Raw genomic sequence first — 24,397 nt, forward strand, 5'->3', positions numbered from 1 at the left:
TAAAAAAGCTAAACCAAGTTTGCCATTTCCTTCCCCACCAAACTGCCTATGGCCACGCCCATACCTCCTAACCTAATTCCACAGAACATATGATCGCTAAGTTGTTTGACAATGGGCTTTTTGGAATTTCCCACTCCCATTATCCCGCTCCATCTACGATCAATTTCTATTGGCTGTTTGGGTAGGATTATTTCAGTAAGTACTTTTTCCAAATGAAGCTGAATTAACTCCGTGTTGCCAAAATGAGTAGTTTCTTCCCCTGAAAAATCTAGATTTCTACCTCCACCTAATAAAATACGGTTATCCAAATTTCTAAAATAACTATAACCTCTATCTAGATGAAAGGTACCCAAGACTTTTAAATTCTCCAATGGTTTAGTCAAAAGCACTTGAGCCCTTCCTGGCTTTATTTTTTCTCCCGTGAGCTGAGCCGCAAAGCCGTTGGTAGCAATGAAAACATAGTTGGAGGAAAATTCAAATTCAGGTGTAGTTACTACTACCGAATTGCTTTTATCTTCTAGGTGCTGTACTTCAACCCCATTTAAAATGCCGATATTGGCCGCCCTGACTTTTTTGAGCAATGCAACCATCATTTTTCCCGGATCTAATTGACCTTCCAAAGAGTTTACCAAGCATTGATCCAGACAATTTCCAAAACCAAAAGTGTTGGAATGAAGTTCAAAAGCCTTCTGTCCAAAGACGGATAAGAGCAGTCCATTGATATAATCTATCTGGGCCATGGAACTTTCAAAAAGTTCCTTGTCGTTTTTAGAGAAAATTTCAAATCCCCCAAGTTGTTGAAAATCCATAGCGGTGTCACCCAAAGTTTTCCGCAGAAATTGAATCCCCTGCCATCTTTTATTCACAAGATTTACCACCTCATCTTCGGTATGGTCTTTTAAGTCATCCAGTATTTCGGAGATACTTCCAAAACAGGCAAAACCGGCATTTTTAGTACTCGCCCCTTGAGGCAATACACCCTTCTCCAGCACCAAAATTTTGGCATTGGGAAATCGTTCCCGTAACTGAAGGACGCAATTAAGGCCTGTAATGCCGCTACCCACCACGGTAAAGTCTATGTGGGCCAACCATGTTTTATATTCCCAATAGCTGAGATTCATAACCTTTACATTTCCATTGGATGAAGGTAAAAAATACAGCGCACAAAAAAGCCCCGAAAAATCGAGGCTGTATTTCTAATCTTCTTTTTCTGGAGCCATTTTAAAGGTTTCCATGAACTTGGTGGTATAATTTCCAGCCAAATAATCTGGGTGATCCATCAATTGCCTATGAAAAGGGATGGTTGTTTTTATTCCTTCAATTACAAACTCATCCAATGCTCTTTTCATTTTGTTAATTGCCTCTTCACGCGTTTGCGCAGTGGTAATCAACTTTGCAATCATGGAGTCGTAGTTTGGTGGAATACTATATCCACTATAAACATGGGTGTCCATCCGTACCCCGTGCCCACCCGGCGTGTGCAATGTGGTAATTCTACCTGGGGATGGCCTAAAATTGTTGTATGGGTCTTCGGCATTGATACGACACTCAATTGAATGTAGTTTTGGAAGGTAATTTTTTCCCGAAATTGGAACGCCACCTGCAACCAAAATCTGCTCCCTAATAAGGTCATAGTCTATAACTTGCTCCGTAATTGGATGCTCTACTTGAATACGGGTGTTCATCTCCATAAAGTAGAAATTACGGTGTTTATCCACTAAAAACTCAATAGTTCCCGCTCCTTCATATTTAATAAACTCCGCTGCCTTGATTGCAGCTTTCCCCATATCTTCACGTAGTTTATCCGTCATGAAGGGAGAAGGTGTTTCCTCCGTGAGCTTTTGATGTCTGCGTTGAACGGAACAGTCCCTTTCGGATAAGTGACAAGCCTTTCCATACTGATCACCTACAACTTGAATTTCAATATGCCTTGGCTCTTCAATCAATTTCTCCATGTACATACCACCATTTCCAAAAGCGGCCTTGGCTTCTTGAACTGCACTTTCAAAATTGCTTTGCATCTCATCTTCGGACCAAATGGCACGCATTCCTTTACCACCACCACCGGCAGTAGCTTTTATCATAACAGGATATCCCATCTTCTTTGCCTCCTTTTTGGCATGGGCAACATCCTTAAGCAATCCTTCCGATCCCGGTACAACAGGAACACCCGCCTGCTTCATAGTTTCTTTGGCGGTGGCCTTGTCGCCCATACGATCTATCTGCTCCCCAGAAGCTCCAATAAATTTAATATCGTGCTCTGCACAAATTTTGGAGAACTTAGAATTTTCGGAAAGGAATCCGTAACCAGGGTGAATGGCATCTGCATTGGTGATCTCGGCTGCAGCAATGATATTGGGTATCTTTAAGTATGATTCGCTACTAGGTGCTGGACCTATACATACGGCCTCATCCGCAAAACGAACATGTAAACTTTCTTCATCTGCCTTGGAATAGACGGCCACCGTTTTGATGCCCATTTCCTTACACGTACGAATAACACGCAGCGCAATCTCTCCCCTATTGGCAATGAGTATTTTTTTGAACATAACTTTTAAAATTAAAAGCCAAATTTTAGGTCCCGGAGCCTAAATCAACAAGCAGCTTCCGAAACATTTATTTGGAAATTCTTAACTAGGAAGGGTCTACCAAAAACAATGGTTGATCAAATTCTACCGGAGAAGAATCGTCTACCAAAATCTTCACTATTTTTCCAGAGACTTCAGATTCTATATCATTGAAAAGCTTCATTGCTTCAATAACACAAAGAACATCGCCCTTACCAATACTACTTCCCACTTCGACAAATGCGTCCTTATCCGGAGATGGTTTTCTGTAGAACGTACCAATAATTGGGGACTTGATGGTAATGTACTTAGAATCGTCCTCTTTCTTAGCATCTGAACCAGCTCCTGAGGAGGCCGCTTCAGCAGCTGGTTGTGCAGCTTGCACAGGCGCCTGTTGCATTGGTGCCTGGGCCATGGGTATCTGTTGAACAAAGGTTGTCTCCGGACCAGCATCTGAAGAACCTGTTTTGATGGTGATTTTAATGTCTTCCATCTCCAACTTCACCTCACTAGCACCAGATTTTGCTACGAATCTAATAAGGCTTTGAATCTCTTTTATATCCATGAATTTAAGTTTGTTTTGAAATCTTATAAATTAATTATAGGCCCACTTCAAGTAAATAGAACCCCAGGTAAATCCGCCTCCAAACGCGGCAAATACTAAGTTGTCTCCCTTTTTAAGCTGCCCTTCAAAATCTGCCAATAGCAATGGCAAGGTGGCAGAGGTTGTATTTCCGTACCTGTGTATGTTCATAAGAACCTTAGAACTGTCCAAGCCCATTCTGTTTGCCGTGGCGTCTATAATTCTCTTATTGGCTTGATGTGGAACCAACCATGCAACATCGGACTCTTGTAAATTGTTACGTTGCATAATTTTTTCGGCCACATCTGCCATGTTGGAAACGGCAAATTTAAATACCGTTCTACCATCTTGATAAATATAGTGTTTTCTGTTCTTTACGGTTTCCTCTGTTGCAGGCATTATTGATCCTCCTGCATCCATCCCCAAAAACTGTCTTCCGTTGCCATCTGAACGAAGATATTCATCTTGAAGGCCCAAGCCTTCTTCATTAGGTTCGAACAAAGCGGCACCAGCACCATCCCCAAATATTATACAGGTGGTTCTATCCGTATAATCAATAATAGAGGACATTTTATCGGCACCGATCAACAACACCTTTTTATACCTTCCTGATTGAATGTAACTAGCTGCCGTAGACATGCCAAAAAGAAAACTGGAACAAGCGGCCAGTAAATCATAAGCGAAGGCATTTTTAGCACCAATTTTAGCAGCAACAAAAGCTGCAGTAGAGGCTACCATATTATCCGGTGTGGCCGTTGCCACAATAACCAAATCAATTTCTGCGGGGTCAAGATCTCTTTTTTCAATAAGCTCATTAGCCGCCTTAATGGCCATATAGGAAGTTCCCTCTCCTTCTTCCGGTTTTAATATACGTCTCTCTTTAATTCCAGTTCTGGAAACGATCCACTCATCATTGGTTTCCACCATACCTTCCAGCATTTTGTTGGTAAGTACAAATTTGGGAACGTAACCTCCTACAGCGGTAATGGCTGCTGTTATTTTAGTCATTATAAAGTTGCTTTGATATCCAAAAAACCATCAAAAATGCTTGAAAATTGGTGAAAATTAAACATTTTTCAGCAAAAATTTCCTGAAACACTCTCGTTTTTGAAATTTTAATTCTAGGCCTGATTACCCTTTAAAAACCCTGAAGGGTTAAAAACCCGTAACATAGGAACTTAAGAAAGAACCCTAATATTAGGGTACAAAATTACCTAATCACAGGTTTAATCCATAAAAAAACTCCCGTTGATTTGAACATACGGGAGTTATATACGGTGTAAGAAGGCACAATTATGCTTCTACTTCTTCTGTTTTGTCAATTAAGACTTGACCTTTGTAATAAAGTTTTCCTTCATGCCAGTGGGCTCTGTGGAAAAGGTGCATTTCTCCAGTAGTAGGATCGGTAGCTAAAGTAGGAGCAACCGCTTTGTAGTGCGTACGTCTTTTATCCCTTCTGGTTTTCGAAATTTTTCTCTTAGGATGTGCCATTTTAACTTATTTATCCGTTAACAGTTTCTTTAATTCGTCCCAACGGGGATCGTTTTCTTTAATTTCTTCTTTCTTCTCCTTAGGTTGAAGTTCCTGCAATTTTTTAAGCGCTTCAGATTGTAAGGAACCATCTATAACACCTGGGTGAACCCTTTTTTGCGGAACAGCCAACACCAGCATTTCATATACATATTGGGCAATATTCACTTGGTGTTCACCATGTGGGATAATCAAAATTTCATCATCCTCATCATTGTATTCCTCACCAAACTTTACCACCAATTTCAATTCTGAAGAAATTGGTTGCTCGTAGGGCTCATTGGTCAAATCGCAATTTACATTTACCGTACCGTCTGCATTTAAAAAGAACTCGAGCATATTGCTCAATTTTCTTAGCTCTACGTTAAGGTGAATATTTGCACCATTGAACTCCTCATACCCAAAAGACTCAAAGAACTGGTTGTTGATGGTATACTCAAAATCGTGTTTTCCTTGCTTCAACCCTGAGAAAGGAATACTAAACTCCTTTTGCTTCATCATTTCAACACTATAATTAATATACCCGCCCATTCAAAGGCGGGTGCAAAGATACTCTTTTTTAATAAACCAACAACCCTTTTTAATTGTATTTCAAGGGACTGTATAACTTTTCAAGAAAATATCAACAACATCACCTTCTTACACGCTGTTTTTGCAATGGATTTTCCGTAAGTTCCTGATATTCCTTTCTATTTCTAAAAATTTGTAAAGCCATAAAAACAGCTTCTTTAAAGGAACTGTGATCCGCCTTTCCTTTACCTGCTATTTCGTATGCCGTACCATGATCTGGTGAGGTTCTAACCTTTGATAATCCAGCTGTGAAATTCACCCCTTTACCAAAGGATAACGTCTTGAAAGGAATAAGTCCCTGATCGTGATATGCCGCAAGAACGGCATCAAAATTCTTATAGGAATCAGACCCAAAAAAACTATCCGCAGAATAAGGACCAAAAACCAAGTGCCCGGCATCTGACATCTCCTTGATTACTGGTTTCAAAACCTCGTCATCCTCTTTGCCAATTACCCCATTATCCCCACTATGTGGGTTAATACCCAATAAGGCAATTTTAGGAGCCCGTATTTTAAAATCCATCCGAAGGGACTTCTCAATAGTACGAACCTTATTCCTAATTAGTATGGCATTTATGGCCGCTGGCGCGTCCTTTACGGCCACGTGATCCGTTAATAACCCTACTTTGAGCTCATCGGTAACCATGAACATCAAACTTTCACCTTCCAATTGTTGGGCAAGAAAATCCGTATGTCCAGGAAATTTAAAATCATCCGCCTGAATATTGTTCTTATTGATAGGTGCCGTCACTAAAGCATCTATTTCATCATTTTTAAGAGCATTAACAGCGGTTCTCAAGGACTTGATAGCGTATTTGCCCCCCTCATTGTTAGATTCTCCAAAGGTTACGGTGGGGACCTCCTTCCAAACGTTTACCACATTTATTTTTCCATCCAGAGCTTTGGAGGCTTCCTGAATTCCGTGATAGTTCACTTCAATCCCCAGTTCCTTTTTTTGGAAAGAAACTGTCTTGTTGGAGGCAAAGATAACCGGCGTGCAAAAATCCAACATACGGCTATCTTCAAAGGTTTTAAGAACTACTTCACAACCTATTCCGTTTAAATCCCCAATAGAGATTCCCAATTTAATTTTTTCCTCTTCCTCCATGTTATTCTTTACCTTTACAGCATAAATTGTAAGCACAAAACTACTTAATTTCTACGGATTATGTTCACCGGTATTATTGAAACCTTGGGTAAGGTAAAGCAACTTAAAAATGAGGGCGGAAACCTTCACATCACCGTACAGACCAACCTTGCCAGCGAGCTAAAAATAGACCAGAGCGTAGCGCATAACGGTGTGTGCCTTACCGTGGTTTCCTTAGAAGAAGATTCGTATACGGTTACCGCCATTGAAGAAACCCTCCAAAAAACCAATTTAGACGAATTAAAGGAGGGAGATATGGTAAATTTAGAACGTGCAATGATTATGGGGTCTAGATTAGATGGTCATATTGTTCAGGGTCACGTAGACCAAACGGCAACTTGTACCCATATAAACGAAAAAGACGGTAGTTGGTTTTTTACCTTTGAATACGATGCCGCTATTGGAAACACAACCATAGAGAAAGGTTCCATTACTATAGACGGTACGAGTTTGACCGTAGTTGATTCCGGTTCCAATACCTTTAGTGTGGCCATTATTCCCTACACATATGACCATACCCGTTTTAATACATATCAAGTAGGCACAACGGTTAATCTTGAGTTTGATGTTATAGGCAAATACGTGGCAAAGCTTTTATCCCTTAGGGTTTAATATTACACCTTTATAAATATCTTTTTCTGATACAGAACATACGCCAAAAGACAATAGAAAGCCACTACAGTAAGCCCATATAGCAACGAAGACATTTGCAATGACATAAAATCGTGAACATAAATGGTTTGAAACAACCAACCATGTAACGATGTTTCACCCATTTTGATCATTCCCAAAAGCTTACTGATAAAACTGGAAAGAAAGTATAGTACAATGGCATTGGCACCGGCATATCTAAAAATAGTGCCAAATTGAATCTTTTTTACATCGGTCAAGTAATAGATCAAAGCAAGAATAAGATTGGCCCAACCTGCGGTGACCATCACAAAACTACTTGTCCACAAGGCCTTGTTGATAGGGAAAACCAAATCCCATAAATATCCAATGATGAGGAAGGCACCACCAAGTCCAAAAAGAATGGTAGCTTTCTTTTCTTGTTTGGACGTCAAAATAAGTCCGGTAAAAATTCCCAATAAGGAACTTACAATAGAGGGCAAAGTGCTCAAAAGCCCTTCAGGATCATAATCTTCTTTGTAGTTATGGGTCCCGAATACTTGTACATCTACGTAATTGGCCAAATTATTGGGAGCCCTTTCGAAAGTAGATTCCACACCGTTTACCGGAACATAACCCATAAGCAACCAATAGCCTACCAAAAGAATGATTGCTACGCCAATCAATGATTTCCAGTTAAGATTTAAAAATAGAATGGAAGCAAAAAAGAAAACCACTCCAATCCTTTGAAGTACACCAGGAAATCTAATATCCGCAAAATCCTTTATGAAAGGAAAATTAAGGGTGAATGCCCCTAAAAACAGGCCGAGCGCTATTAGTTTCAAAGCTCTAATGCTAATTTTTTTATACGTTTCAGCAGTGGCCTTTTTGTTTTTATAGGCAAACACGATAGAAGTTCCTACAATAAAAAGGAAAAAAGGAAAAACGAGGTCTGTGGGAGTGTAACCATGCCATTGCGCATGTTTTAAGGGCCCATATACGGCCCTCCACGTTCCCGGGGTATTTACCAATATCATTAAAACAATGGTCATTCCCCTAAAAATGTCAACGGATAGAATTCGGTCCTTCATGAAAATTAATCTGGCGGTTGGTTAAAATCTGTTTAAAGATAAGCTAATGCTCCAAAAAATCAAGTAACAACATTTGATGGCAATAACTTTCATACAATACCCTTCTAAATAAATCGTTTATAAATAAGACCTTTTTGGTCTGTACCCAAATCAGGAGGTTAAAAAACTCCATAAAAAACTATCATGACAAAAAACCTACGAAACCTACTGTTGGCAGTAGGCATTACCTTTTTGGTTAGTTGTTCCAAAGATGAGGAAACACTAACCGTCGTAAGCGGCGAAGCCCAAATTGCCAATGATACCGGATTATCGTTCATTAATTCATCCGGCTTTTCTGCCGATTATGTTTCCTATAAGCTGCGTATAGGGACCGGAATAGAAAAAGAGTACGGACAAAGTTTATTGGGCTATAATTACAATGAAATGCAGGAAGGAAGTAAAACCATCTACCAAATTGAAGTTTATAAAGATGGGGAACAAATACCGTTTAAGGCCTTTATAAATGAGGAAGGAGGTGAATCTACCGAAGTATCATCCACCTCCATCATTAAAATCACTAACGAAGAAATCCTTAGGATTCTCTTGGATGAGCAATAACTTTTAAAGAATGTTATCCTTCATCCTGCCCCAGGCTTTAATAAGCAAGAAGGCAGACACCAATGCAACACCCGTGAGAATTAATGCGGGCATGGTTCTTCCATAAATCCAATAGCCGGTTGAGAACATAATGGTATATATTAGGATACAGCCTAAAAGCATGGCCGTTATGCCTTGTGGCACACTCCACTTTTCATTGTCCTTCTTAATTTCCTCTCCCTCCGCTTCAGCTTCGTTAACCACTTTACTCCAACCAGGGCCACCCGGCTGAATTCTTCTATAAAATGAACGTAAGGTTTCTTTGGATTCCGGCTGGGTCATAAAAGTAGCGGTCAACCAAATAGCAGACGTTACAATAACCACAAATGGATATTCAAACCAACTTGGGAACACTCCGTCTTCAGCATTAAAAAGCATTGCGCCTAGAGCGGTTGTTTTTAACAAAATTGAAATGATACCGGAAGCGAACATGGCAGCAATTTCGCTCCACGCATTGATTCTCCACCAGAACCATCTCAGAATAAAGATTAGACCTGTCCCCGCTCCAAAAGTTAGAAGTATGTCAAAAATTTGCAATGCGTTTTCCAAAGCCAAGGCCAAGATGGCACTAAACACCATTAGTACTACAGTAGATATCCTTCCAATAGCAACCATCTGCTTTTCTGTGGCGTCCGGATTTATTTGTTGCTTATAAAAGTCAAAAACAATATAGGAGGAACCCCAGTTCAATTGGGTAGAAATGGTACTCATATATGCTGCTATCAAAGAAGCCAATACCACCCCCAACAATCCGCTAGGCAATTTGGTCAACATGGCCGAGTAGGCCAAATCATGTCCCAACTTGCTTTCTGCAATATTTGGAAAAGCCTCTTGAATACTGGCTACATCAGGAAAAACAACTAAGGAAGACAAGGCTACCAAAATCCACGGCCAAGGTCTCAAGGCGTAATGCATGATATTAAAAAAGAACGTGGCACCAATGGCATGGTTTTCATCTTTAGCTGCTAACATTCGCTGGGCAATATAGCCTCCACCCCCGGGCTCTGCCCCAGGGTACCAAGAACTCCACCACTGTACAGCCAGTGGTATTATAAATAACATAATCAATGCATTCTGATCACTAAAATCAGGCAGAATGTCCAATTTAGATTTTACAACCTCATTGGCCATCAAAGCATCAATCCCCCCCACTTCTGGGATGTTTACCAAATAATAAGCCGCGCCGATCGCTCCTGCCATAGCTACAAAAAATAGTAAGAAATCCGTGTAAACTACACCTTTAAATCCACCAAGAGCGGAAAATGTAACGGTAATCAATCCGGCACCCACCACAGTTTCCCATGGTTCCAGCCCTAACATAATTCCGCCAATTTTAATTGCGGCCAAGGTAACGGAGGCCATAGTAATAATATTGAACAACGCGCCTAAGTAAATGGCCCTAAATTTTCTAAGAAAACTAGCTGCCTTACCTCCATAACGCATCTCATAAAATTCCAAATCCGTATTCACATTAGACCTACGCCATAATTTTGCGTAAACGAACACGGTCAAAAGTCCGGTAATTAAAAACGCCCACCAAACCCAGTTTCCGGAGACCCCATTGGTCCTTACAATATCGGTTACTAAATTGGGGGTATCGGTCGAGAAAGTGGTAGCAACCATGGATAGCCCTAAAAGCCACCATGGCATGGTTCTTCCTGAAAGAAAAAACTCCGAAGAATCTTTTCCGGATTTTTTTGAAACATAGATCCCTATCCCCAATACAATGGAGAAAAAGACGATAATAAAACTGTAGTCAAGGGTAGATAACTGCATAGAATGGTAGTTGGTATTTTGGTTAGCCGATAAAGATATTGTTTTTTTGAGATACTTTTGCCATTTGCCAACGAAACACGAGACATGCTCTTAGCACCTTCTTTTGATATTTCCCTTACCGCTTGGGCCCTTGCATTTACCGCCGCCATTGTAATAGGACTCTCTAAAGCCGGAATAAAAGGTATAGCAATCATCAACGTAACACTTATGGCACTCGCTTTTGACGCCAAAGCTTCTACGGGCATTGTAGTTCCATTATTGGTAGTTGGCGATATTTTTGCGGTTATTTACTATAACAGACATGCCAATTGGTTACACATTGCCAAGTTCTTACCGTGGATACTGTTCGGTATTTTAATCGGGGTTTTTATAGGAAACGATTTAAATGAAACGCTTTTTAAGATAGCCATGGCCATTATTATTTTAATGAGCGTCATTATGATGTATTGGTGGGATAGACGCAAATCTAAAAGAGTACCCACCCATTGGGCTTTTGCGGGTTTTGTAGGAACCATTGCGGGTATTACAACTATGATCGGAAACCTAGGAGGAGCGTTCAGTAATATTTACTTCTTGGCAATGCGAGTTCAAAAAAATGAGTTTATAGGTACCGCAGCATGGCTTTTTCTTATTATTAATGTCATTAAACTTCCCTTTCACATTTTTGTTTGGGAAACGGTTACCATGGAAACACTGATGTTTGACCTTAAGCTTGTTCCCGGCATTTTTCTTGGGGTATTTTTGGGCATTCGTTTGGTAAAGATCATCAAAGAGGACTTCTACAGAAAAATGATCTTGGTATTGACCGCTTTGGGCGCATTTATGATTCTAATCAAATAAGCCTATCAACCTAAAATTTTTATAAGTAGCTTTAGAGCAAGCCTTAAAACTACTATTTGTGAAAACTTTCATTAGGTCTTCAGTTGCTTTAGTATTGCTGATGACGATTTTCTCCTGCAAAAACGGAGACCGACCAAAATATCAAAAGTCTACCACAACACTTTTACCTGAACTTGAAAAATCATTGGAGGAATTGGTACAAGTCTGGTACCCAAAAAGTATGGACAGTGTACATGGCGGATTTTGGTCCGATTTTAATTATAAATGGGAAAAAGAAGGCAAACAGCATAAAATGTTGGTAAGCCAAGCCCGGCATATTTGGACAACAGCAACCTTAAGTATGTACTATAAAGATCATGTTTACGAACAAATGGCCCAACATGGTTTTGAGTTTCTTAGGGATGTTATGTGGGATAAGGCATATGGTGGCTTTCACACGCTTTTTGAAATTGACACCAACAGCTTAAAATTGGTTTCCAAAGGAAAAAGCGCCTATGGAAATTCATTTGCGATATATGGTTTGGCCACTTACTACAAGGCCTCCAAAGATACTGCAGCACTAGAATTGGCAAAGGAAACCTTTCGCTGGTTGGAAAATCACTCTCATGATTCCATTTATGGGGGATATTTTGATGTAATGGCCCAAAATGGTGACTGGCTTCTGGAACAGGGAGAAGACCTTGGTTATGACAATTTTATTCGCAAAAACTGGAAAGACCAAAATTCTTCTATCCATCTTTTGGAAAGTTTTACGGCTCTATATGAGGTCTGGCCCAACCAACTGCTTAAGGAACGATTACAAGAATTATTGGTACTCGTGCGCGACACAATTACTTCGAACAAGGGATATCTTTATTTACATCAAGAAAGGGACTGGACGCCAGTAAGCTTTAGGGACTCCTCAGAAACATATCGGCAAGACAACTTTTACTTGGACCACGTGTCATTTGGTCACGATGTTGAAACGGCTTTTCTAATGTTGGAAGCTTCACATCGATTAAGGATTAAAAATGATTCCATCACCCGGCGAAAGGCAAAAAAAATGGTGGACCATGCCTTGGAATGGGGTTGGGACCATGAAAAAGGAGGTTTTTTTGATGGGGGGTATTACCATAAGGATGGTACCAGAAAAATAGAAAATGAGGCCAAGGTATGGTGGGCAGAAGCAGAAGCCCTCAATTCCTTATTGCTTATGGCAGGGTTATTTCCTGAAGAAAAAAGTTATTATACTCTTTTTACAAAACAATGGGAATACATTTCCAATTATCTTATTGATACGGAATATGGAGGTTGGTATGTGGAGGGTTTGGATACGGACCCTAATGCTAAAACAAAGGCAAAAGCTCATATTTGGAAAGTAAACTATCACAATATCAGGTCATTAATCAATGTCATCCATATGATAAAGGGAGAATTTCAACTTACCGCGCATTGATTTTTAGGAGATTTTTAATAGACGATTATCTTATTTTTCACTTTTTAAGATTGGTTCCAAATCTCCTGTGTTGTATATTGTCATCTAGTCTTTCTTGCGTAAAACTTCGTATATATAACAGACCGAAGTTCCAATCCGCTTGAACAGTACTATTTCTGTTAAAAGAAACCCCGACCCAGCCAGTTTCATACTAAAGTTTTGATTGAGACGTTGGCTACTTATGTAAGGTTCTCATTTGTACCTTGCTAAGTACCCTCGCCAGACCATCAACAACAGACCAAATACATTTAAAAAATTGACAATGAGACATTGCCTATCATATATATTTGTATTGTTATTGTTCGCTTCCTGTGCCAGCGTGGGATTAGGAGGGAAATCAAAAAAAGCTGCTTCAAAGGATGTTTCCGTTAATAGTGCCAAGGCCTATGACAAGATCATTACCAGCGAAGCCATTACTAAAAAAGGCCTTTTTGATGTTCACAAAGTAGGTGACAAATATTATTTTGAACTTCCGGACAGCCTGCTCAACAGAGAATTCCTAGTAGTTACCAGATTTATTAAAACACCATCGGGGGCCAGTAATTATGGAGGCGAAAAGATTTCTGAAAATACCATAATTTTTGAAAAAGGTCCTTCTAACAATCTATTTCTTAGGATTTCTACCCTCGTTAGTTCCGCAAGTGAGGATGATGCCATTTCAAAAGCAGTTAACAACTCCAATATCACGCCCATTTTGGAAACCTTTGAAATTAAGGCCGAAAATGAAGACCAGCAGACCTACCTTTTTGATGTGACCAGTTTTGTAAATAGTGAAAACCCTCTACTGGCCTTGAGTTCAGATGCCAAGGACGATTACAAGCTACTTTCCTTGGAAAAGGACAAATCCTATATTCAAGAAATCAACTCCTTTCCCGTAAATACTGAAATTAAATCGGTAAAAACCTATAGAGCCAAGTCCGGGTCCGATAAACGCAAGGAATTGCCTGCCGCCATTCTTGCGGGCGTTGTTACCTTGGAAATCAACAATTCCTTTATCCTTTTACCCAAGAAACCCATGCAAAAAAGGCTCTATGATGCACGGGTAGGTTATTTTGCCAGCTCCTATTTGGAGTACGGTGATGACCAACAAAAGGTTGACCGTAACACCTATATTCACAGGTGGCGTTTGGAGCCTAAGCCGGAAGATTCCCTAAAATGGAAACGGGGCGAACTAGTGGAACCTAAAAAGCCTATTGTTTATTACATAGACCCAGCTACTCCCAAAAAATGGCGGCCGTACCTAATACAAGGAATTAATGATTGGCAAGTGGCCTTTGAACAGGCCGGTTTTAAAAATGCCATTATAGGCAAGGAGTGGCCTGAAAACGATCCTAACATGAGCTTGGAAGACTCTAGGTTTTCCGTGCTTAGGTATTTTGCCTCCCCTTTTAAAAATGCCTACGGACCCAATGTGGTAGACCCCAGAAGTGGTGAGATTTTAGAAAGTCATATTGGGTGGTACCACAACCTTATGAGCTTACTGCATAGTTGGTACATGGTACAGGCAGGTGCTGTTGATGAAAGGGCCCGTAAAATGCAATATGACACCAAATTGATGGGAGAACTCATTCGGTTTGTTGCAAGTCACGAGGTGGGCCATACCTTGGGTTTACGTCACAATATGGGTGCCAGCCATGCAACTCCGGTAGAAAAATTAAGGGATGCCCAATGGTTGGAGAAAAACGGGCATACCAGTTCCATCATGGACTACGCTCGTTTTAACTATGTGGCCCAACCACAGGATAGTATTCCGCACAAAGACCTAATGCCCAGAATTGGGGATTATGACAAATGGGCCATACAATGGGGCTATTCCAGATTTCCAGAGGACATGTCCGTAAAAGACGAAAAAGAACTCTTGAGCCAAATGGTGACGGATAGTGTTAGTGCCAATCCAAGGCTTTGGTTTGGTGGGGAGGGCCGCGATTTTGACCCCCGTTCTCAAACGGAGGATTTAGGTGATGACGCTATGCAAGCCAGCATGTATGGCATTTTGAACTTACAGCGGATTGCCCCTTATTTGAAAAAATGGACACAGACCAGTACCAGTGATGATTTTGCCAACCTAGACCAAGTCTATAAGGATATGGTAGGCCAATACAGTGATTACATTTTTCATGTTGCCAAAAATATTGGGGGAATTTATGTAACTCCAAAAACTATGGGAGAAGAGGGCGAAGTATACAGACCCGTAGAAAAGGAAAAACAAAAACAAGCTTTGTTGTTCTTGAACAACTATATTTTTAAGGAACCCAAATGGTTGTTACGAAATGATATTCTTAATGCCATTCAATCGCCCCAATCCAAAGAATCGGTCACCAAGACCATGGAGAGCGTTATGATGAACTTACTGGGGGGTAGCCGATTGAGCCGAATGACCTTTATTTCGGAGCGATATGAAAATGAAGACCCTTACCTTCCAGAAGAGTATATGGATGACCTTAGCCAGTTGGTGTGGGGTGATATGAACGTTTTTTACCAAACCGACGCCTATCGTAGAAAGCTACAAAAGGCATACGTGAATAACTTGATTACGTTATATAAACCAGACGAGGCCGAAGGATTGGTCGAGGGAATTTTAGCAAAACTATCCGAAGGATATACGTCCAATACAGATGTACGCTCCTTGGCTTTGGATAATTTACTCACCTTACAGGGCAAGATTAAACGAACCATTCCTGTAATGACAGATCGGTTAACCATTGCCCACCTTAATTACTTAAAGCGGGAAATTGAATCGGTTATTGGTCAAACACGGGAAGTAGACCCGTTATTCATTCCGTTTAGAAGGGATATTTCCATAAAGGAACAACAGGGCGAGGAGTAAGCTAAAGTTTTATTTCTCCCAGACCTGGAGCTGCCGTAGGATATAAAATACCGTCTTTAAGCTGGAATAATCCTTGAAATGGATCGTCCAAAACATCTAGATGTCCATCTAGATCTGCGTACCTGATATTGGGTCTCGAAAGGGCAAAGTGCAGTCCTGCAGAGATACCCAAGGAACATTCATCATTACAACCGATCATGCTTTCAATTCCGGCAGATTTTGCAACAGAATTTATGTGCATACCTTCTATAATTCCACCCACTTTCATGAGTTTAATATTTACCATATCCACACGTTCGTTCTGGGCCAAACGAAAGGCGTCCGTCAAGGTTTTGAGGCTTTCATCTGCCATAACAGGTATTTCTACTTGGTTCATCACCTCTCCAAGTCGCTCCTCTTTTTCTTCCTTGGTAGGCTGTTCAAAGATTTCAATACCAATATGCCCTGTAGCCTTAACGAATGCGACCGAATCTACTACGGAATAACCCTGATTGCCATCAAAACGCAGGGTGATATTAGGATGTAGTTCATGTAAACGCATCATCTTCTCAATATCCTCTTCCAAACTATGTCCCCCTTTTATCTTGAGGATGGAAAAACCCATTTTTACAAATTCATCGGCCTGTTTCAATGTTTCTTGAAGCGGTAAAATACCTATAGTAATACTTGTGGCAATATTATTTTGAAATCCGCCCAAGAACTTGTACAACGGTACATCTGCCTTTCGGGAAATTAAATCATGCAAGGCCATATCAACCATGGTCAAAGAGGAGGATTTTTTACCCAAAAGCACTTTTAATTCTGCCAAGATAAAGGCATAATTAAATGGGTCTTTGTTCTTGAGATATGGGATGATGGTTTGGTTAATTGCTTGATCCACATCGTGTGCAGATTCCCCCGTAACGATAACATCCGGTGCGGAACAGCCATAACCCACTATTTTACCATCCGTTTCAAGTTTTAGGATAAAATTGACAGTACTGTCAATGGTTTCATATGCTATGGTGTAAGGTTGGGACAATTTTAAGTCCCAACGCTCATAACTTATATGAACTATTTTCATTTCAGTTTTTCCCTTAATACCTCAACAAGACCTTCGGCACCATATTTTAATACATCAAATGCCGGTAATTTGGTTTCCAAGGTAATCTGTTTGCACACCTCCAAAATTTCATCTTCTTCCATATCCTCATGGTTCACGGTAATAGCTATAACCTGCTTTCCGGAAATCACCTCAATGGCGTTTATTTGTTCCGACAAGGAATGTAATTTATAACCTGGAAAACCATCATACTCCAATCTTTTGGGAGCGTGTTGCAGCACCACAAAATCCGGTCTGCCTGCCGCCAAAATCTCAAAACCACCGGGGTATGCCGGATTCATCAAACTTCCCTGACCTTCAATTACGATGACATCCGGTTGTTCGTTTTTATAGGCGCTCACTACAGCATGTTCAATTTCACCGGAGACAAAATCGTTAATGCAACTATCCATGACCATACTGTATTTGGCACCTTGCATCCATGCGGTCTGTCCTGTTCCGATCATTTCGGCTTTAAGTCCGGCATTTCTAAAACCATGTACCAATAGCCAAGCCGTCGTACGCTTTCCCAATGCGGAGTCTGTTCCTAATACCGCCAGCTTTAAACAATCTACCTGTTCAATGTCACCGGTAAAAAAGTGAAGTTGATCTCTATCTGGCGTTTTTCTCACATCTCTAATACGGCACTTATTTTCTGCCGCAATTTGGGTGAGTACGGCATCATTGGTCAAAAAGTCGTGCAAACCACTATCAACGTTCCACCCCATTTGCAAGGCCTTCTTAATAGTATCCTTTGCCTCCACGGGAAGTCTGCCTCCGTCCGGAGCCAAACCTATTACCAGGGATTTAGGAAGTTTGTCCCAAGCGGTCAATTTCTCAACTGCATCCTCAAAGTTTTTAAACACAGGTATTCCATTTGGTTTTCCGTCAAGGACTTCACCAGCATCCCTACCCTCATATTTTTTATCCAATACACCCACAATATCATAGCGCTCCGTAAAGCGAACCAAGCCATGGGCGGTTTTTCCATTGGGAGTATTAAATGCACCCTCGCAATACACTAGGGCCTTTCCATCTATCGAATTTTTCATTGATTCCTTTTTAATGTTTAGCGGTCAACACCGCCACGAACCTATCCGGTTCAAAGTTTAGTTTTTCATCCAGTTCCAAAAGAGCTATCAACCCGGCCGTAGATGCCGGAAGTATACGAAAACCCTCTTTTTTGGCCAATAAGGCCGTCATGTCCCGTAATTTTTTATCACTTATATTAAACGCTTCTCCCGCTGATTCCCTCAACGCGTATAGGGCCTCCTCCCCATCAAAGCTATGCCAATTGATCAAAGGTTCGTTGTATTTGGTCTCTTTAATACTTTTGGGGTCTAAATCCTTGCAATAGTCAAGCCCCTGGAGATAGGACTGGATTATAGGATTTTTTTTTGCCGAAGAAGCAGCGATCATTTTTGGAATGCGCGATGTTTTTCCTCTTTTATACAAATTGACGAAGCCTCTATAAATGCCCGCGAACAGCGTACCGTTGGATACGGGAACGGCGCAATATTTTGGAGCGTCTCCTAAATCTTCAAAAATCTCCGTTGCAATCTGGGAATAGGCCGAAATCTGCAAAGGTGTGTTTGACCCTCCGGGATTGGCATCATACCAACCATGTTCTACTGCCAATAAGCTGCTTGCTTTAACAACATCCTCGTAATTACCGGGAAGCCTTATTATGGTTGCCCCTAAATGTGACATTTCCTCAACACGATCTGTATGGTAGCTTTCGGGGATATATATGCGGCAATCAACACCCGCTAAATTAGCTGCAAGGGCCACCGCCACACCATAATTGCCACAGGTTGCCAAGGAAACGGTACCAAACTCCCTACGAAGGGCATCATAAACCTGAGCAAACGCAATACGGTCCTTTTGGGTTCCCGTAGGATTGTCACCTTCATATTTAATGTACAGTTGGCGAATATCAAATTCGCGCTCAAAACCCTTTGCCCTATGCAATCCGGTATCACCAACTTCCAAGTTGATAATATCTTCGTAGGATTCCAGTCGATCTACCAATGATTTGCTTCCGTCCTTCACAAAAACACTAAGCTTTTGCGCCTCGGAAGATACTTTGTTCTGTGATGTTTTGACCCCGTCCCTTAGGTCCATTTCATGGTGATGATTTTGTAGGATAAACGTACCAAAAGTAATTTCTTTTTAGATATGCCCATCCAAATTAACAGTAAATTTAATGGCTGAAAATTAGATTTTGGGACCATATTTTTCCATAGTGTCCAGTTCGGGATTTCCCCCTCTGTTTCCACACCCCGAGGCTATATAAACCTCATCTTTGAACAAGATAAGTCCGGTGCCATGTCTTCCTTGATTTAAGGGAGGTAGCGCATGCCACTCATTGGAATTAAGGTTAAGGGCCTCCACATGTTCATGTGCCTTCTCTTGGGTGGAAGATTCACCGCCAACTACCCACACCTCATCATTTACCAATAGGGCGGCATTACCGGCACGCATGGTTGGCAAAGGGTTGTTAAGGGTTTCCCACGTATTGCTTTCAATGTCATAGACATCTACTTCTGCCAACGTACCTCCAAATGGGTTTTCCGGTTCAATACCCGTATTCCTTCCTGCGGGAGCATAAATTTTTCCATTGGCCAAAACCGCTTGAAAATGGTCCCTTGGTCGCGGGGCATCTGCCAAAACTTCCCATTCCCCAGTTTCTGGATGGTAGACATCCAACCAATTTTTATGGTCCCCTATATGCCCGTTCTTAATTCCGCATGCTACGTAAATTTTATCTCCATGCAGTACATTTCCGGTAGAACCCCTTCTTCTTTCTTCCGGAATTTCATGACCTTGGCTCCATTTATCGGTATCAGGGTCATAAATATACACATACTCCGTAGGAGTTTCGTCTGGCCATCCGCCCGTTAGGGCAGAAATTACAAAGATTTTATCCTTATAAACCACTGGTTGAAAATGATGCAGTTCAATGGGAGGTTGTTCACCTTTTGTCCAAATTTTAGTTTTTGTATCATAGATGCTTACGGGCCTTATATCCCTTCCTCCTAAAAGGTAGAATTTGTCTCCTACTTGAACAAAGGCGGCTTCATGACGAGCTACAGGAAGACTTCCTTTTTCAGGTTCAACCACTTTCCAAACATATTCCTCAGGAGTGTTATTTGATTCGGTTTCTACGCTTTCGTCTTTCTTAACTTCTTTGCAACTGGCCATCACAAACATTATAAGAAGCATTGTTCTAAAGTGGAACATACCTGTTTAATTTTAAAATTCATCAATTAAAAATACACATTAATTCATGCGGCTAACAAGAATAGTTCATAAATGTGTGAGACGCATATATATCCATATTTGAACGATAATCACCCATGCGTATTTAGGGCTAATTGTTATCTTTAGCGCATACCAACTTAAAAATGGGATTGCCAAAACAATTTATTAGCTGCGATTGGGGAACCAGTAATTTTAGACTTCGGTTGGTAGCTACCGATACGCTTAAGATAATTTCCCAACACACCAGCAATCAAGGAATAAAAAAGCATTTTAGGGACTTCACCCATCAACAGGCCCAATCACGAACAGACTTTTATTGTTCGTATTTAATCAAGGAGATAACTTCCCTAAATGGGAAAAACCCTGAAACCATTCCCGTGGTAGCTTCCGGTATGCTATCCTCTTCCATTGGAATGAAAGAGCTACCGTATGCCCAAATGCCCATGAACTTTAACGGGAGTACTTTGTCCAGCGAATATCTTGAGTGTACCGGAGGACAGCCCTTAATTTTGGTATCCGGGGTTAAGACGGACAACGATGTTATCAGGGGAGAGGAAACACAAGCCCTTGGTCTTGCCGACCTTCTCCCAAAGACAGAAAAAGGGCTTTTAATATTGCCGGGGACACATTCTAAACACATCTCTTTCTTCAATAGTGAATTCCGTCATTTTAAAACCTATATGACAGGAGAGCTATTTGAAATCATATCCCAAAACAGTATTCTAGCCACCTCCTTGGAGCAAAGTGAATGGAAGCCACAATTTGAGGGTGTCTTTTTAGATGGAGTAAAAAGGGCATTGAGCGCAGATGCCATGTCCTATTTTTTTTCCATTAGGGCCAATACCCTTCTTAATGAGGCCAACCCTATTGAAAATTCGTTTTTTCTTTCCGGTCTATTGATAGGAAGTGAACTTAAATTAATAGCGGATAAGTATGAGCCCGTGTATTTAGGAGCTTCAGGAATTAGCGCAGAACTTTACAAACGAGCCCTAACTTATATCTTACCAAAGGATTATCTGACCTGTATTAGTGGGGAAGATATGCAAAAAGCCCTCTTGGTTGGTCAATTAAAACTTTTACAAAATCATGGATAACCCCGTTTTCTCTTGGGAGCGTTTTTACCAAACCCCTATTGTGGCCATTCTTCGCGGTTTGAACACTACGGAAGTACTAAGGTTAGCGGGCAGCTATCTAAAATGCGGGTTTACCACTATTGAAGTAACCATGAATTCTCCCCAGGTACCGGAGACCGTACAATCCCTACTCAAGGAATTTCCTGAATTAAACGTTGGTGTTGGTACGGTATGCTCTATGGACGATTTAAATATAGCTATTTCTTCCGGGTCGCAATTTATTGTAACGCCCATCATTAATGAAGAGGTTATCATTCATTGTAAACAGAACAATATTCCAATATTCCCTGGGGCCTATACCCCTACTGAAATTTATAAGGCATGGGTTTTAGGGGCTTCGGCAGTTAAAGTTTTTCCCGCAACCTTGGGCCCAAAGTATATTAAGGATGTTCTTGCACCACTTGACCAAATAAAACTACTTCCTACAGGAGGCGTAAACAAGGAAAATATTAAGGACTTCTTTAAGGCTGGTGCCATTGGTGCCGGAATGGGCGGACATCTCTTTCCAAAAGAATTAATAGAACGAGATGATTTGACAGCTTTGGAAAACCATTTAATGGAATTCAAGGAGATTGTTGACAAAATTAAAGAACACTAAAGAGTGTAGTTTTGGTCGTTTACTTGGCTTAGATGGTCGTTCAGATAAAATAAAGTGGCTTTCTACCCGTGGGTCTTTATATTTGAGACTTCAACTTTTCTATTAAAAACATGACCAAATACGCTTTTTACACTCTAATTCTTGCTTTTTTATTTATTTCAAACGGTGCATTGTCACAAACCAACCCTAAATTAATCTCTGGTAAAATTGTAGATGCTTCTGGAGTACCTATTGAATTTGCTACGGTTTTAGCGGGAAATCCATCGGATAACAAACCAATTAGCGGCACCACAACTGTTGAAGATGGAAGTTTTCAACTAGAAGTCGATTCCAATGATTTTTATGTAGAGGTAAGTTTTATGGGATTTACCACCAAGCGCTTAGATGATATTCCCTTAGGCCAAAAACAAATAGAATTGGGCACAATTACCTTAAAGGAAGATGCGCAACAATTGAGCGAAGTGGTGGTTGAAGGCGAAATTTCCCAAACCCAATTTAAGCTCGATAAAAGGGTTTTTAATGTGGGAGCAGATTTAAGCAGCACAGGCGCCAGTGCTTTGGAAGTATTGAACAATGTACCATCCGTAACCGTGAATATTGAGGGACAAGTAAGTCTTAGGGGGAGCCAAGGAGTTCAAATGTTGGTGAACGGAAAACCTTCGGTCATTGCTAATGAGCAGGGAAACGCCTTGGGAACCTTAACTGCGGATATGATCGAACGAATAGAGGTCATTACCAATCCATCTGCCAAATATGATGCAGAGGGAACGTCGGGGATTATCAACATCGTTTTAAAAAAGGAGGAAAAGCGGGGATTGAACGGCGCTGTTACCCTTAATACCGGAACCCCAAATAACCATAGTGTTGGTTTTAGCCTAAATAGCCGTACCGAAAAATTCAATCTTTTTAGTCAGATTGGTTTTGGACACCGAACTTTTCCCAGCGATAACGAAAGCGAAAACCGCAATTTGGAAACCGGAAATTACACCAATAGTTTTGGGGAAAGCGACAAAAACGAAACCTTTTTTAATCTAATATTGGGTACGGATTACCACATAAACGAATACAATGTGCTCACACTTTCCGGAAATTTCGCCTATGAATGGGAAACGGAGAACGCAGCTGCCCTCTTTAGCACTTTTGACTCCAGTAACAGCCTTACCCAAGCCTATGATCGTAACGAGAAAACGGAGGCTACCAATCCTAAGTATGCCTATGAGCTACAGTACAAAAAAGATTTTGAAGGTAATGAAGATCAAATGTTATTGGTGAGCGCCACAGGAAACCTCTTTGCAAAAGACCAGACTTCTGATTTTGAAAACCTGTATGTTACCGATGGCCTAGCGGATGAATTACAGCGTAGTAGAACCGATTTTGGGCAGGCGGACTATATTTTTAAAATAGATTATACGCACCCTTGGGCAGAAAAGTATACCATTGAAACAGGTTCTCAATATCAAATCAATGACGTGGAGAATGATTTTGCCATCAGTAATTTTAATGGTTCCTCCTATACTGAAGACCCGGATCTGACCAATGTTTTTGAATGGACACAAAAAGTTCTGGGCCTATATGGAACCGCGGCCTACGAAGGTGAAAAATGGGGCCTAAAAATGGGAATGCGTTTTGAGGACACTCAAGTAAACACCTTACTCGAGAATACCAATGAGCGCAATGACCAGAATTACAACAACTTTTTCCCAAGCGGTCATACATCCTACAAATTCAGTGACAACCTTTCGTTGCAAGCAGGGTATTCCAAGCGGATATTTAGACCCAGATTGTGGGATTTAAATCCATTTATCAATATTAGGAACAATATTAACAGACGGTCTGGTAACCCTGATCTTTTACCGGAATATACAGACAGTTTTGAGGTAACCAGTATCTATAAAATTGGCAACTTAAACATGAATATAGGAGCTTTTTATAGGGTAACGGAAGATGTAGTAGAGACCATTGTAGAAAACATAGTCTTGGAAGATGGAAAGGATGCAACCCTTTCAAGACCGGAGAACATTGGCACCAACAACACAACAGGGGTGGAGTTCAACGCCAAGTATATTCCAGTGCGCTGGCTTTCTTTTACCAATGACTTTAACTACAGCCACTTTTCTAGGGAAGGTGAATTTGATGGAAGTTCTTTCGACTTTTCGGGCAATCAATGGACCAATAGGCTAATGACCAAAATAAAGTTACCTGCCGATGTGGATATTGAATTAGTTGGTAATTATCAATCGGACTATAGAACCCTACAGCAAGAAGTTACCGAAAACCTTTTTATGGACTTTGGTGCACGAAAAAAGATTTTCAAGGGTAAGGCTATTTTAAATTTAAGCGTGCGCGATGTCTTCGCTTCGAGAATTAGGGAGTCACAAACCTTTAATGATGCTTTTTACCGTCGTGATTTTAGCCAGCAAGGGCGTTTTATCACTTTTGGAATCAGCTTTGGGTTTGGAAAAGGGGAGGCAATGGAGTTTTCAGGGCAAAAGCGATTTTAATCAATTTTACTAACTAATAGAGAGTTATTACATACGGTTTTGAGTACCTAGTCAATTAAAAATTTAGCATTTATTAGCTAACTATTTTTTCATTGCTACTTAATGTGGTGCTGATTTATTCGTAAACCATAAATCAACAAAGGTTATAAGGGTTTTAAAGGGTTTCATAT

General features: G+C 40.7%; 21 protein-coding genes. 8 read left to right on the top strand and 13 right to left on the bottom strand.

Going from position 1 to position 24,397, the window contains the following annotated elements; translation table 11 throughout:
• Nucleotides 1–8 precede the first annotated feature (8 nt).
• From BIZ36_RS11360 to pdxA, 7 genes are all read right to left on the bottom strand, one after another.
• The gene (locus BIZ36_RS11360; protein ID WP_187458028.1) at nucleotides 9–1,121 is read right to left on the bottom strand and encodes an NAD(P)/FAD-dependent oxidoreductase; all 1,113 of its coding nucleotides are present in this window, start codon (nucleotides 1,119–1,121) and stop codon (nucleotides 9–11) included.
• Between the two features lie 75 nt (nucleotides 1,122–1,196).
• Nucleotides 1,197–2,549, bottom strand: coding sequence for an acetyl-CoA carboxylase biotin carboxylase subunit (accC, locus tag BIZ36_RS11365; RefSeq protein ID WP_187458029.1), 1,353 nt, complete (start codon nucleotides 2,547–2,549; stop codon nucleotides 1,197–1,199).
• A gap of 85 nt (nucleotides 2,550–2,634) precedes the next feature.
• On the bottom strand, nucleotides 2,635–3,132 hold the full coding sequence (gene accB / locus BIZ36_RS11370; RefSeq protein WP_187458030.1) for an acetyl-CoA carboxylase biotin carboxyl carrier protein: 498 nt from the start codon (nucleotides 3,130–3,132) through the stop codon (nucleotides 2,635–2,637).
• A 30-nt stretch (nucleotides 3,133–3,162) separates the two neighbouring features.
• The gene (locus BIZ36_RS11375; protein WP_187458031.1) at nucleotides 3,163–4,158 is read right to left on the bottom strand and encodes a beta-ketoacyl-ACP synthase III; all 996 of its coding nucleotides are present in this window, start codon (nucleotides 4,156–4,158) and stop codon (nucleotides 3,163–3,165) included.
• Nucleotides 4,159–4,443: 285 nt separating this feature from the next.
• A complete protein-coding gene (gene rpmF / locus BIZ36_RS11380) occupies nucleotides 4,444–4,641 on the bottom strand; it encodes a 50S ribosomal protein L32 (protein ID WP_072987484.1) in 198 nt (65 codons plus the stop codon).
• A gap of 6 nt (nucleotides 4,642–4,647) precedes the next feature.
• Nucleotides 4,648–5,181, bottom strand: coding sequence for a YceD family protein (locus BIZ36_RS11385; protein ID WP_187458032.1), 534 nt, complete (start codon nucleotides 5,179–5,181; stop codon nucleotides 4,648–4,650).
• 130 nt (nucleotides 5,182–5,311) lie between these two features.
• On the bottom strand, nucleotides 5,312–6,394 hold the full coding sequence (pdxA, locus tag BIZ36_RS11390) for a 4-hydroxythreonine-4-phosphate dehydrogenase PdxA (protein WP_353616838.1): 1,083 nt from the start codon (nucleotides 6,392–6,394) through the stop codon (nucleotides 5,312–5,314).
• 24 nt (nucleotides 6,395–6,418) lie between these two features.
• Between pdxA and BIZ36_RS11395 the strand changes: the two genes are divergently transcribed.
• A complete protein-coding gene (locus BIZ36_RS11395) occupies nucleotides 6,419–7,009 on the top strand; it encodes a riboflavin synthase (RefSeq protein ID WP_187458033.1) in 591 nt (196 codons plus the stop codon).
• 2 nt (nucleotides 7,010–7,011) lie between these two features.
• Here BIZ36_RS11395 and BIZ36_RS11400 read toward each other — a convergent pair whose 3' ends face one another.
• Nucleotides 7,012–8,097 (bottom strand): acyltransferase family protein, encoded by a 1,086-nt coding sequence (locus BIZ36_RS11400; RefSeq protein WP_187458034.1) that lies wholly within the window; start codon nucleotides 8,095–8,097, stop codon nucleotides 7,012–7,014.
• A 183-nt stretch (nucleotides 8,098–8,280) separates the two neighbouring features.
• On the opposite strand from BIZ36_RS11400, the gene BIZ36_RS11405 reads away from it, so the two are divergent.
• The gene (locus BIZ36_RS11405) at nucleotides 8,281–8,694 is read left to right on the top strand and encodes a hypothetical protein (RefSeq protein WP_187458035.1); all 414 of its coding nucleotides are present in this window, start codon (nucleotides 8,281–8,283) and stop codon (nucleotides 8,692–8,694) included.
• 3 nt (nucleotides 8,695–8,697) lie between these two features.
• Here BIZ36_RS11405 and BIZ36_RS11410 read toward each other — a convergent pair whose 3' ends face one another.
• Nucleotides 8,698–10,509: a sodium:solute symporter family protein gene (locus BIZ36_RS11410; RefSeq protein WP_187458036.1), complete on the bottom strand. Its 1,812-nt coding sequence runs from the start codon at nucleotides 10,507–10,509 to the stop codon at nucleotides 8,698–8,700.
• An 84-nt stretch (nucleotides 10,510–10,593) separates the two neighbouring features.
• Here BIZ36_RS11410 and BIZ36_RS11415 point away from each other — a divergent pair, with 84 nt between their 5' ends.
• From BIZ36_RS11415 to BIZ36_RS11425, 3 genes are all read left to right on the top strand, one after another.
• On the top strand, nucleotides 10,594–11,349 hold the full coding sequence (locus BIZ36_RS11415; protein ID WP_187458037.1) for a sulfite exporter TauE/SafE family protein: 756 nt from the start codon (nucleotides 10,594–10,596) through the stop codon (nucleotides 11,347–11,349).
• 58 nt (nucleotides 11,350–11,407) lie between these two features.
• Nucleotides 11,408–12,784, top strand: coding sequence for an AGE family epimerase/isomerase (locus BIZ36_RS11420; RefSeq protein ID WP_222937358.1), 1,377 nt, complete (start codon nucleotides 11,408–11,410; stop codon nucleotides 12,782–12,784).
• A gap of 301 nt (nucleotides 12,785–13,085) precedes the next feature.
• Nucleotides 13,086–15,650 carry a zinc-dependent metalloprotease gene (locus BIZ36_RS11425; RefSeq protein ID WP_187458038.1) on the top strand — a complete coding sequence of 855 codons (2,565 nt, stop codon included), beginning with the start codon at nucleotides 13,086–13,088 and terminating at the stop codon, nucleotides 15,648–15,650.
• 1 nt (nucleotide 15,651) lies between these two features.
• On the opposite strand, the gene BIZ36_RS11430 is transcribed toward BIZ36_RS11425, so the two are convergent.
• The 4 genes from BIZ36_RS11430 to BIZ36_RS11445 form a co-directional block, all read right to left on the bottom strand.
• On the bottom strand, nucleotides 15,652–16,713 hold the full coding sequence (locus BIZ36_RS11430) for a mandelate racemase/muconate lactonizing enzyme family protein (protein WP_187458039.1): 1,062 nt from the start codon (nucleotides 16,711–16,713) through the stop codon (nucleotides 15,652–15,654).
• The gene (locus BIZ36_RS11435) at nucleotides 16,710–17,783 is read right to left on the bottom strand and encodes an N-acetyltransferase DgcN family protein (protein WP_187458040.1); all 1,074 of its coding nucleotides are present in this window, start codon (nucleotides 17,781–17,783) and stop codon (nucleotides 16,710–16,712) included. The genes BIZ36_RS11430 and BIZ36_RS11435 overlap by 4 nt, the downstream gene beginning before the upstream one ends.
• 10 nt (nucleotides 17,784–17,793) lie before the next feature.
• A complete protein-coding gene (locus BIZ36_RS11440; protein ID WP_187458041.1) occupies nucleotides 17,794–18,855 on the bottom strand; it encodes a pyridoxal-phosphate dependent enzyme in 1,062 nt (353 codons plus the stop codon).
• A gap of 93 nt (nucleotides 18,856–18,948) precedes the next feature.
• Nucleotides 18,949–19,974: a Kelch repeat-containing protein gene (locus BIZ36_RS11445; protein ID WP_187458042.1), complete on the bottom strand. Its 1,026-nt coding sequence runs from the start codon at nucleotides 19,972–19,974 to the stop codon at nucleotides 18,949–18,951.
• Nucleotides 19,975–20,138: 164 nt separating this feature from the next.
• Here BIZ36_RS11445 and BIZ36_RS11450 point away from each other — a divergent pair, with 164 nt between their 5' ends.
• From BIZ36_RS11450 to BIZ36_RS11460, 3 genes are all read left to right on the top strand, one after another.
• Complete coding sequence (locus BIZ36_RS11450) at nucleotides 20,139–21,089, top strand: 2-dehydro-3-deoxygalactonokinase (RefSeq protein ID WP_187458043.1); 951 nt, start codon at nucleotides 20,139–20,141, stop codon at nucleotides 21,087–21,089.
• Nucleotides 21,082–21,726, top strand: coding sequence for a bifunctional 4-hydroxy-2-oxoglutarate aldolase/2-dehydro-3-deoxy-phosphogluconate aldolase (locus BIZ36_RS11455; protein WP_187458044.1), 645 nt, complete (start codon nucleotides 21,082–21,084; stop codon nucleotides 21,724–21,726). Before BIZ36_RS11450 ends, BIZ36_RS11455 begins: the two co-directional genes overlap by 8 nt.
• 110 nt (nucleotides 21,727–21,836) lie before the next feature.
• Entirely contained in the window at nucleotides 21,837–24,227 is a 2,391-nt protein-coding gene (locus BIZ36_RS11460; protein ID WP_187458045.1) for a TonB-dependent receptor, read from the top strand.
• Nucleotides 24,228–24,397 lie beyond the last annotated feature (170 nt).

It is taken from the genome of Cytophaga sp. FL35 (assembly GCF_014349235.1).
Taxonomy (GTDB): domain Bacteria; phylum Bacteroidota; class Bacteroidia; order Flavobacteriales; family Flavobacteriaceae; genus Euzebyella.

Excerpts from the sequence above, each read along its gene's own strand:
- BIZ36_RS11360 (WP_187458028.1), bottom strand. The coding sequence starts at position 1,121 with ATGAATCTCAGCTATTGGGAATATAAAACATGGTTGGCCCACATAGAC.
- accC (WP_187458029.1), bottom strand. The coding sequence starts at position 2,549 with ATGTTCAAAAAAATACTCATTGCCAATAGGGGAGAGATTGCGCTGCGT.
- accB (WP_187458030.1), bottom strand. The coding sequence starts at position 3,132 with ATGGATATAAAAGAGATTCAAAGCCTTATTAGATTCGTAGCAAAATCT.
- BIZ36_RS11375 (WP_187458031.1), bottom strand. The coding sequence starts at position 4,158 with ATGACTAAAATAACAGCAGCCATTACCGCTGTAGGAGGTTACGTTCCC.
- rpmF (WP_072987484.1), bottom strand. The coding sequence starts at position 4,641 with ATGGCACATCCTAAGAGAAAAATTTCGAAAACCAGAAGGGATAAAAGA.
- BIZ36_RS11385 (WP_187458032.1), bottom strand. The coding sequence starts at position 5,181 with ATGATGAAGCAAAAGGAGTTTAGTATTCCTTTCTCAGGGTTGAAGCAA.
- BIZ36_RS11395 (WP_187458033.1), top strand. The coding sequence starts at position 6,419 with ATGTTCACCGGTATTATTGAAACCTTGGGTAAGGTAAAGCAACTTAAA.
- BIZ36_RS11400 (WP_187458034.1), bottom strand. The coding sequence starts at position 8,097 with ATGAAGGACCGAATTCTATCCGTTGACATTTTTAGGGGAATGACCATT.
- BIZ36_RS11405 (WP_187458035.1), top strand. The coding sequence starts at position 8,281 with ATGACAAAAAACCTACGAAACCTACTGTTGGCAGTAGGCATTACCTTT.
- BIZ36_RS11410 (WP_187458036.1), bottom strand. The coding sequence starts at position 10,509 with ATGCAGTTATCTACCCTTGACTACAGTTTTATTATCGTCTTTTTCTCC.
- BIZ36_RS11415 (WP_187458037.1), top strand. The coding sequence starts at position 10,594 with ATGCTCTTAGCACCTTCTTTTGATATTTCCCTTACCGCTTGGGCCCTT.
- BIZ36_RS11425 (WP_187458038.1), top strand. The coding sequence starts at position 13,086 with ATGAGACATTGCCTATCATATATATTTGTATTGTTATTGTTCGCTTCC.
- BIZ36_RS11430 (WP_187458039.1), bottom strand. The coding sequence starts at position 16,713 with ATGAAAATAGTTCATATAAGTTATGAGCGTTGGGACTTAAAATTGTCC.
- BIZ36_RS11435 (WP_187458040.1), bottom strand. The coding sequence starts at position 17,783 with ATGAAAAATTCGATAGATGGAAAGGCCCTAGTGTATTGCGAGGGTGCA.
- BIZ36_RS11440 (WP_187458041.1), bottom strand. The coding sequence starts at position 18,855 with ATGGACCTAAGGGACGGGGTCAAAACATCACAGAACAAAGTATCTTCC.
- BIZ36_RS11445 (WP_187458042.1), bottom strand. The coding sequence starts at position 19,974 with ATGTTCCACTTTAGAACAATGCTTCTTATAATGTTTGTGATGGCCAGT.
- BIZ36_RS11450 (WP_187458043.1), top strand. The coding sequence starts at position 20,139 with ATGGGATTGCCAAAACAATTTATTAGCTGCGATTGGGGAACCAGTAAT.
- BIZ36_RS11455 (WP_187458044.1), top strand. The coding sequence starts at position 21,082 with ATGGATAACCCCGTTTTCTCTTGGGAGCGTTTTTACCAAACCCCTATT.
- BIZ36_RS11460 (WP_187458045.1), top strand. The coding sequence starts at position 21,837 with ATGACCAAATACGCTTTTTACACTCTAATTCTTGCTTTTTTATTTATT.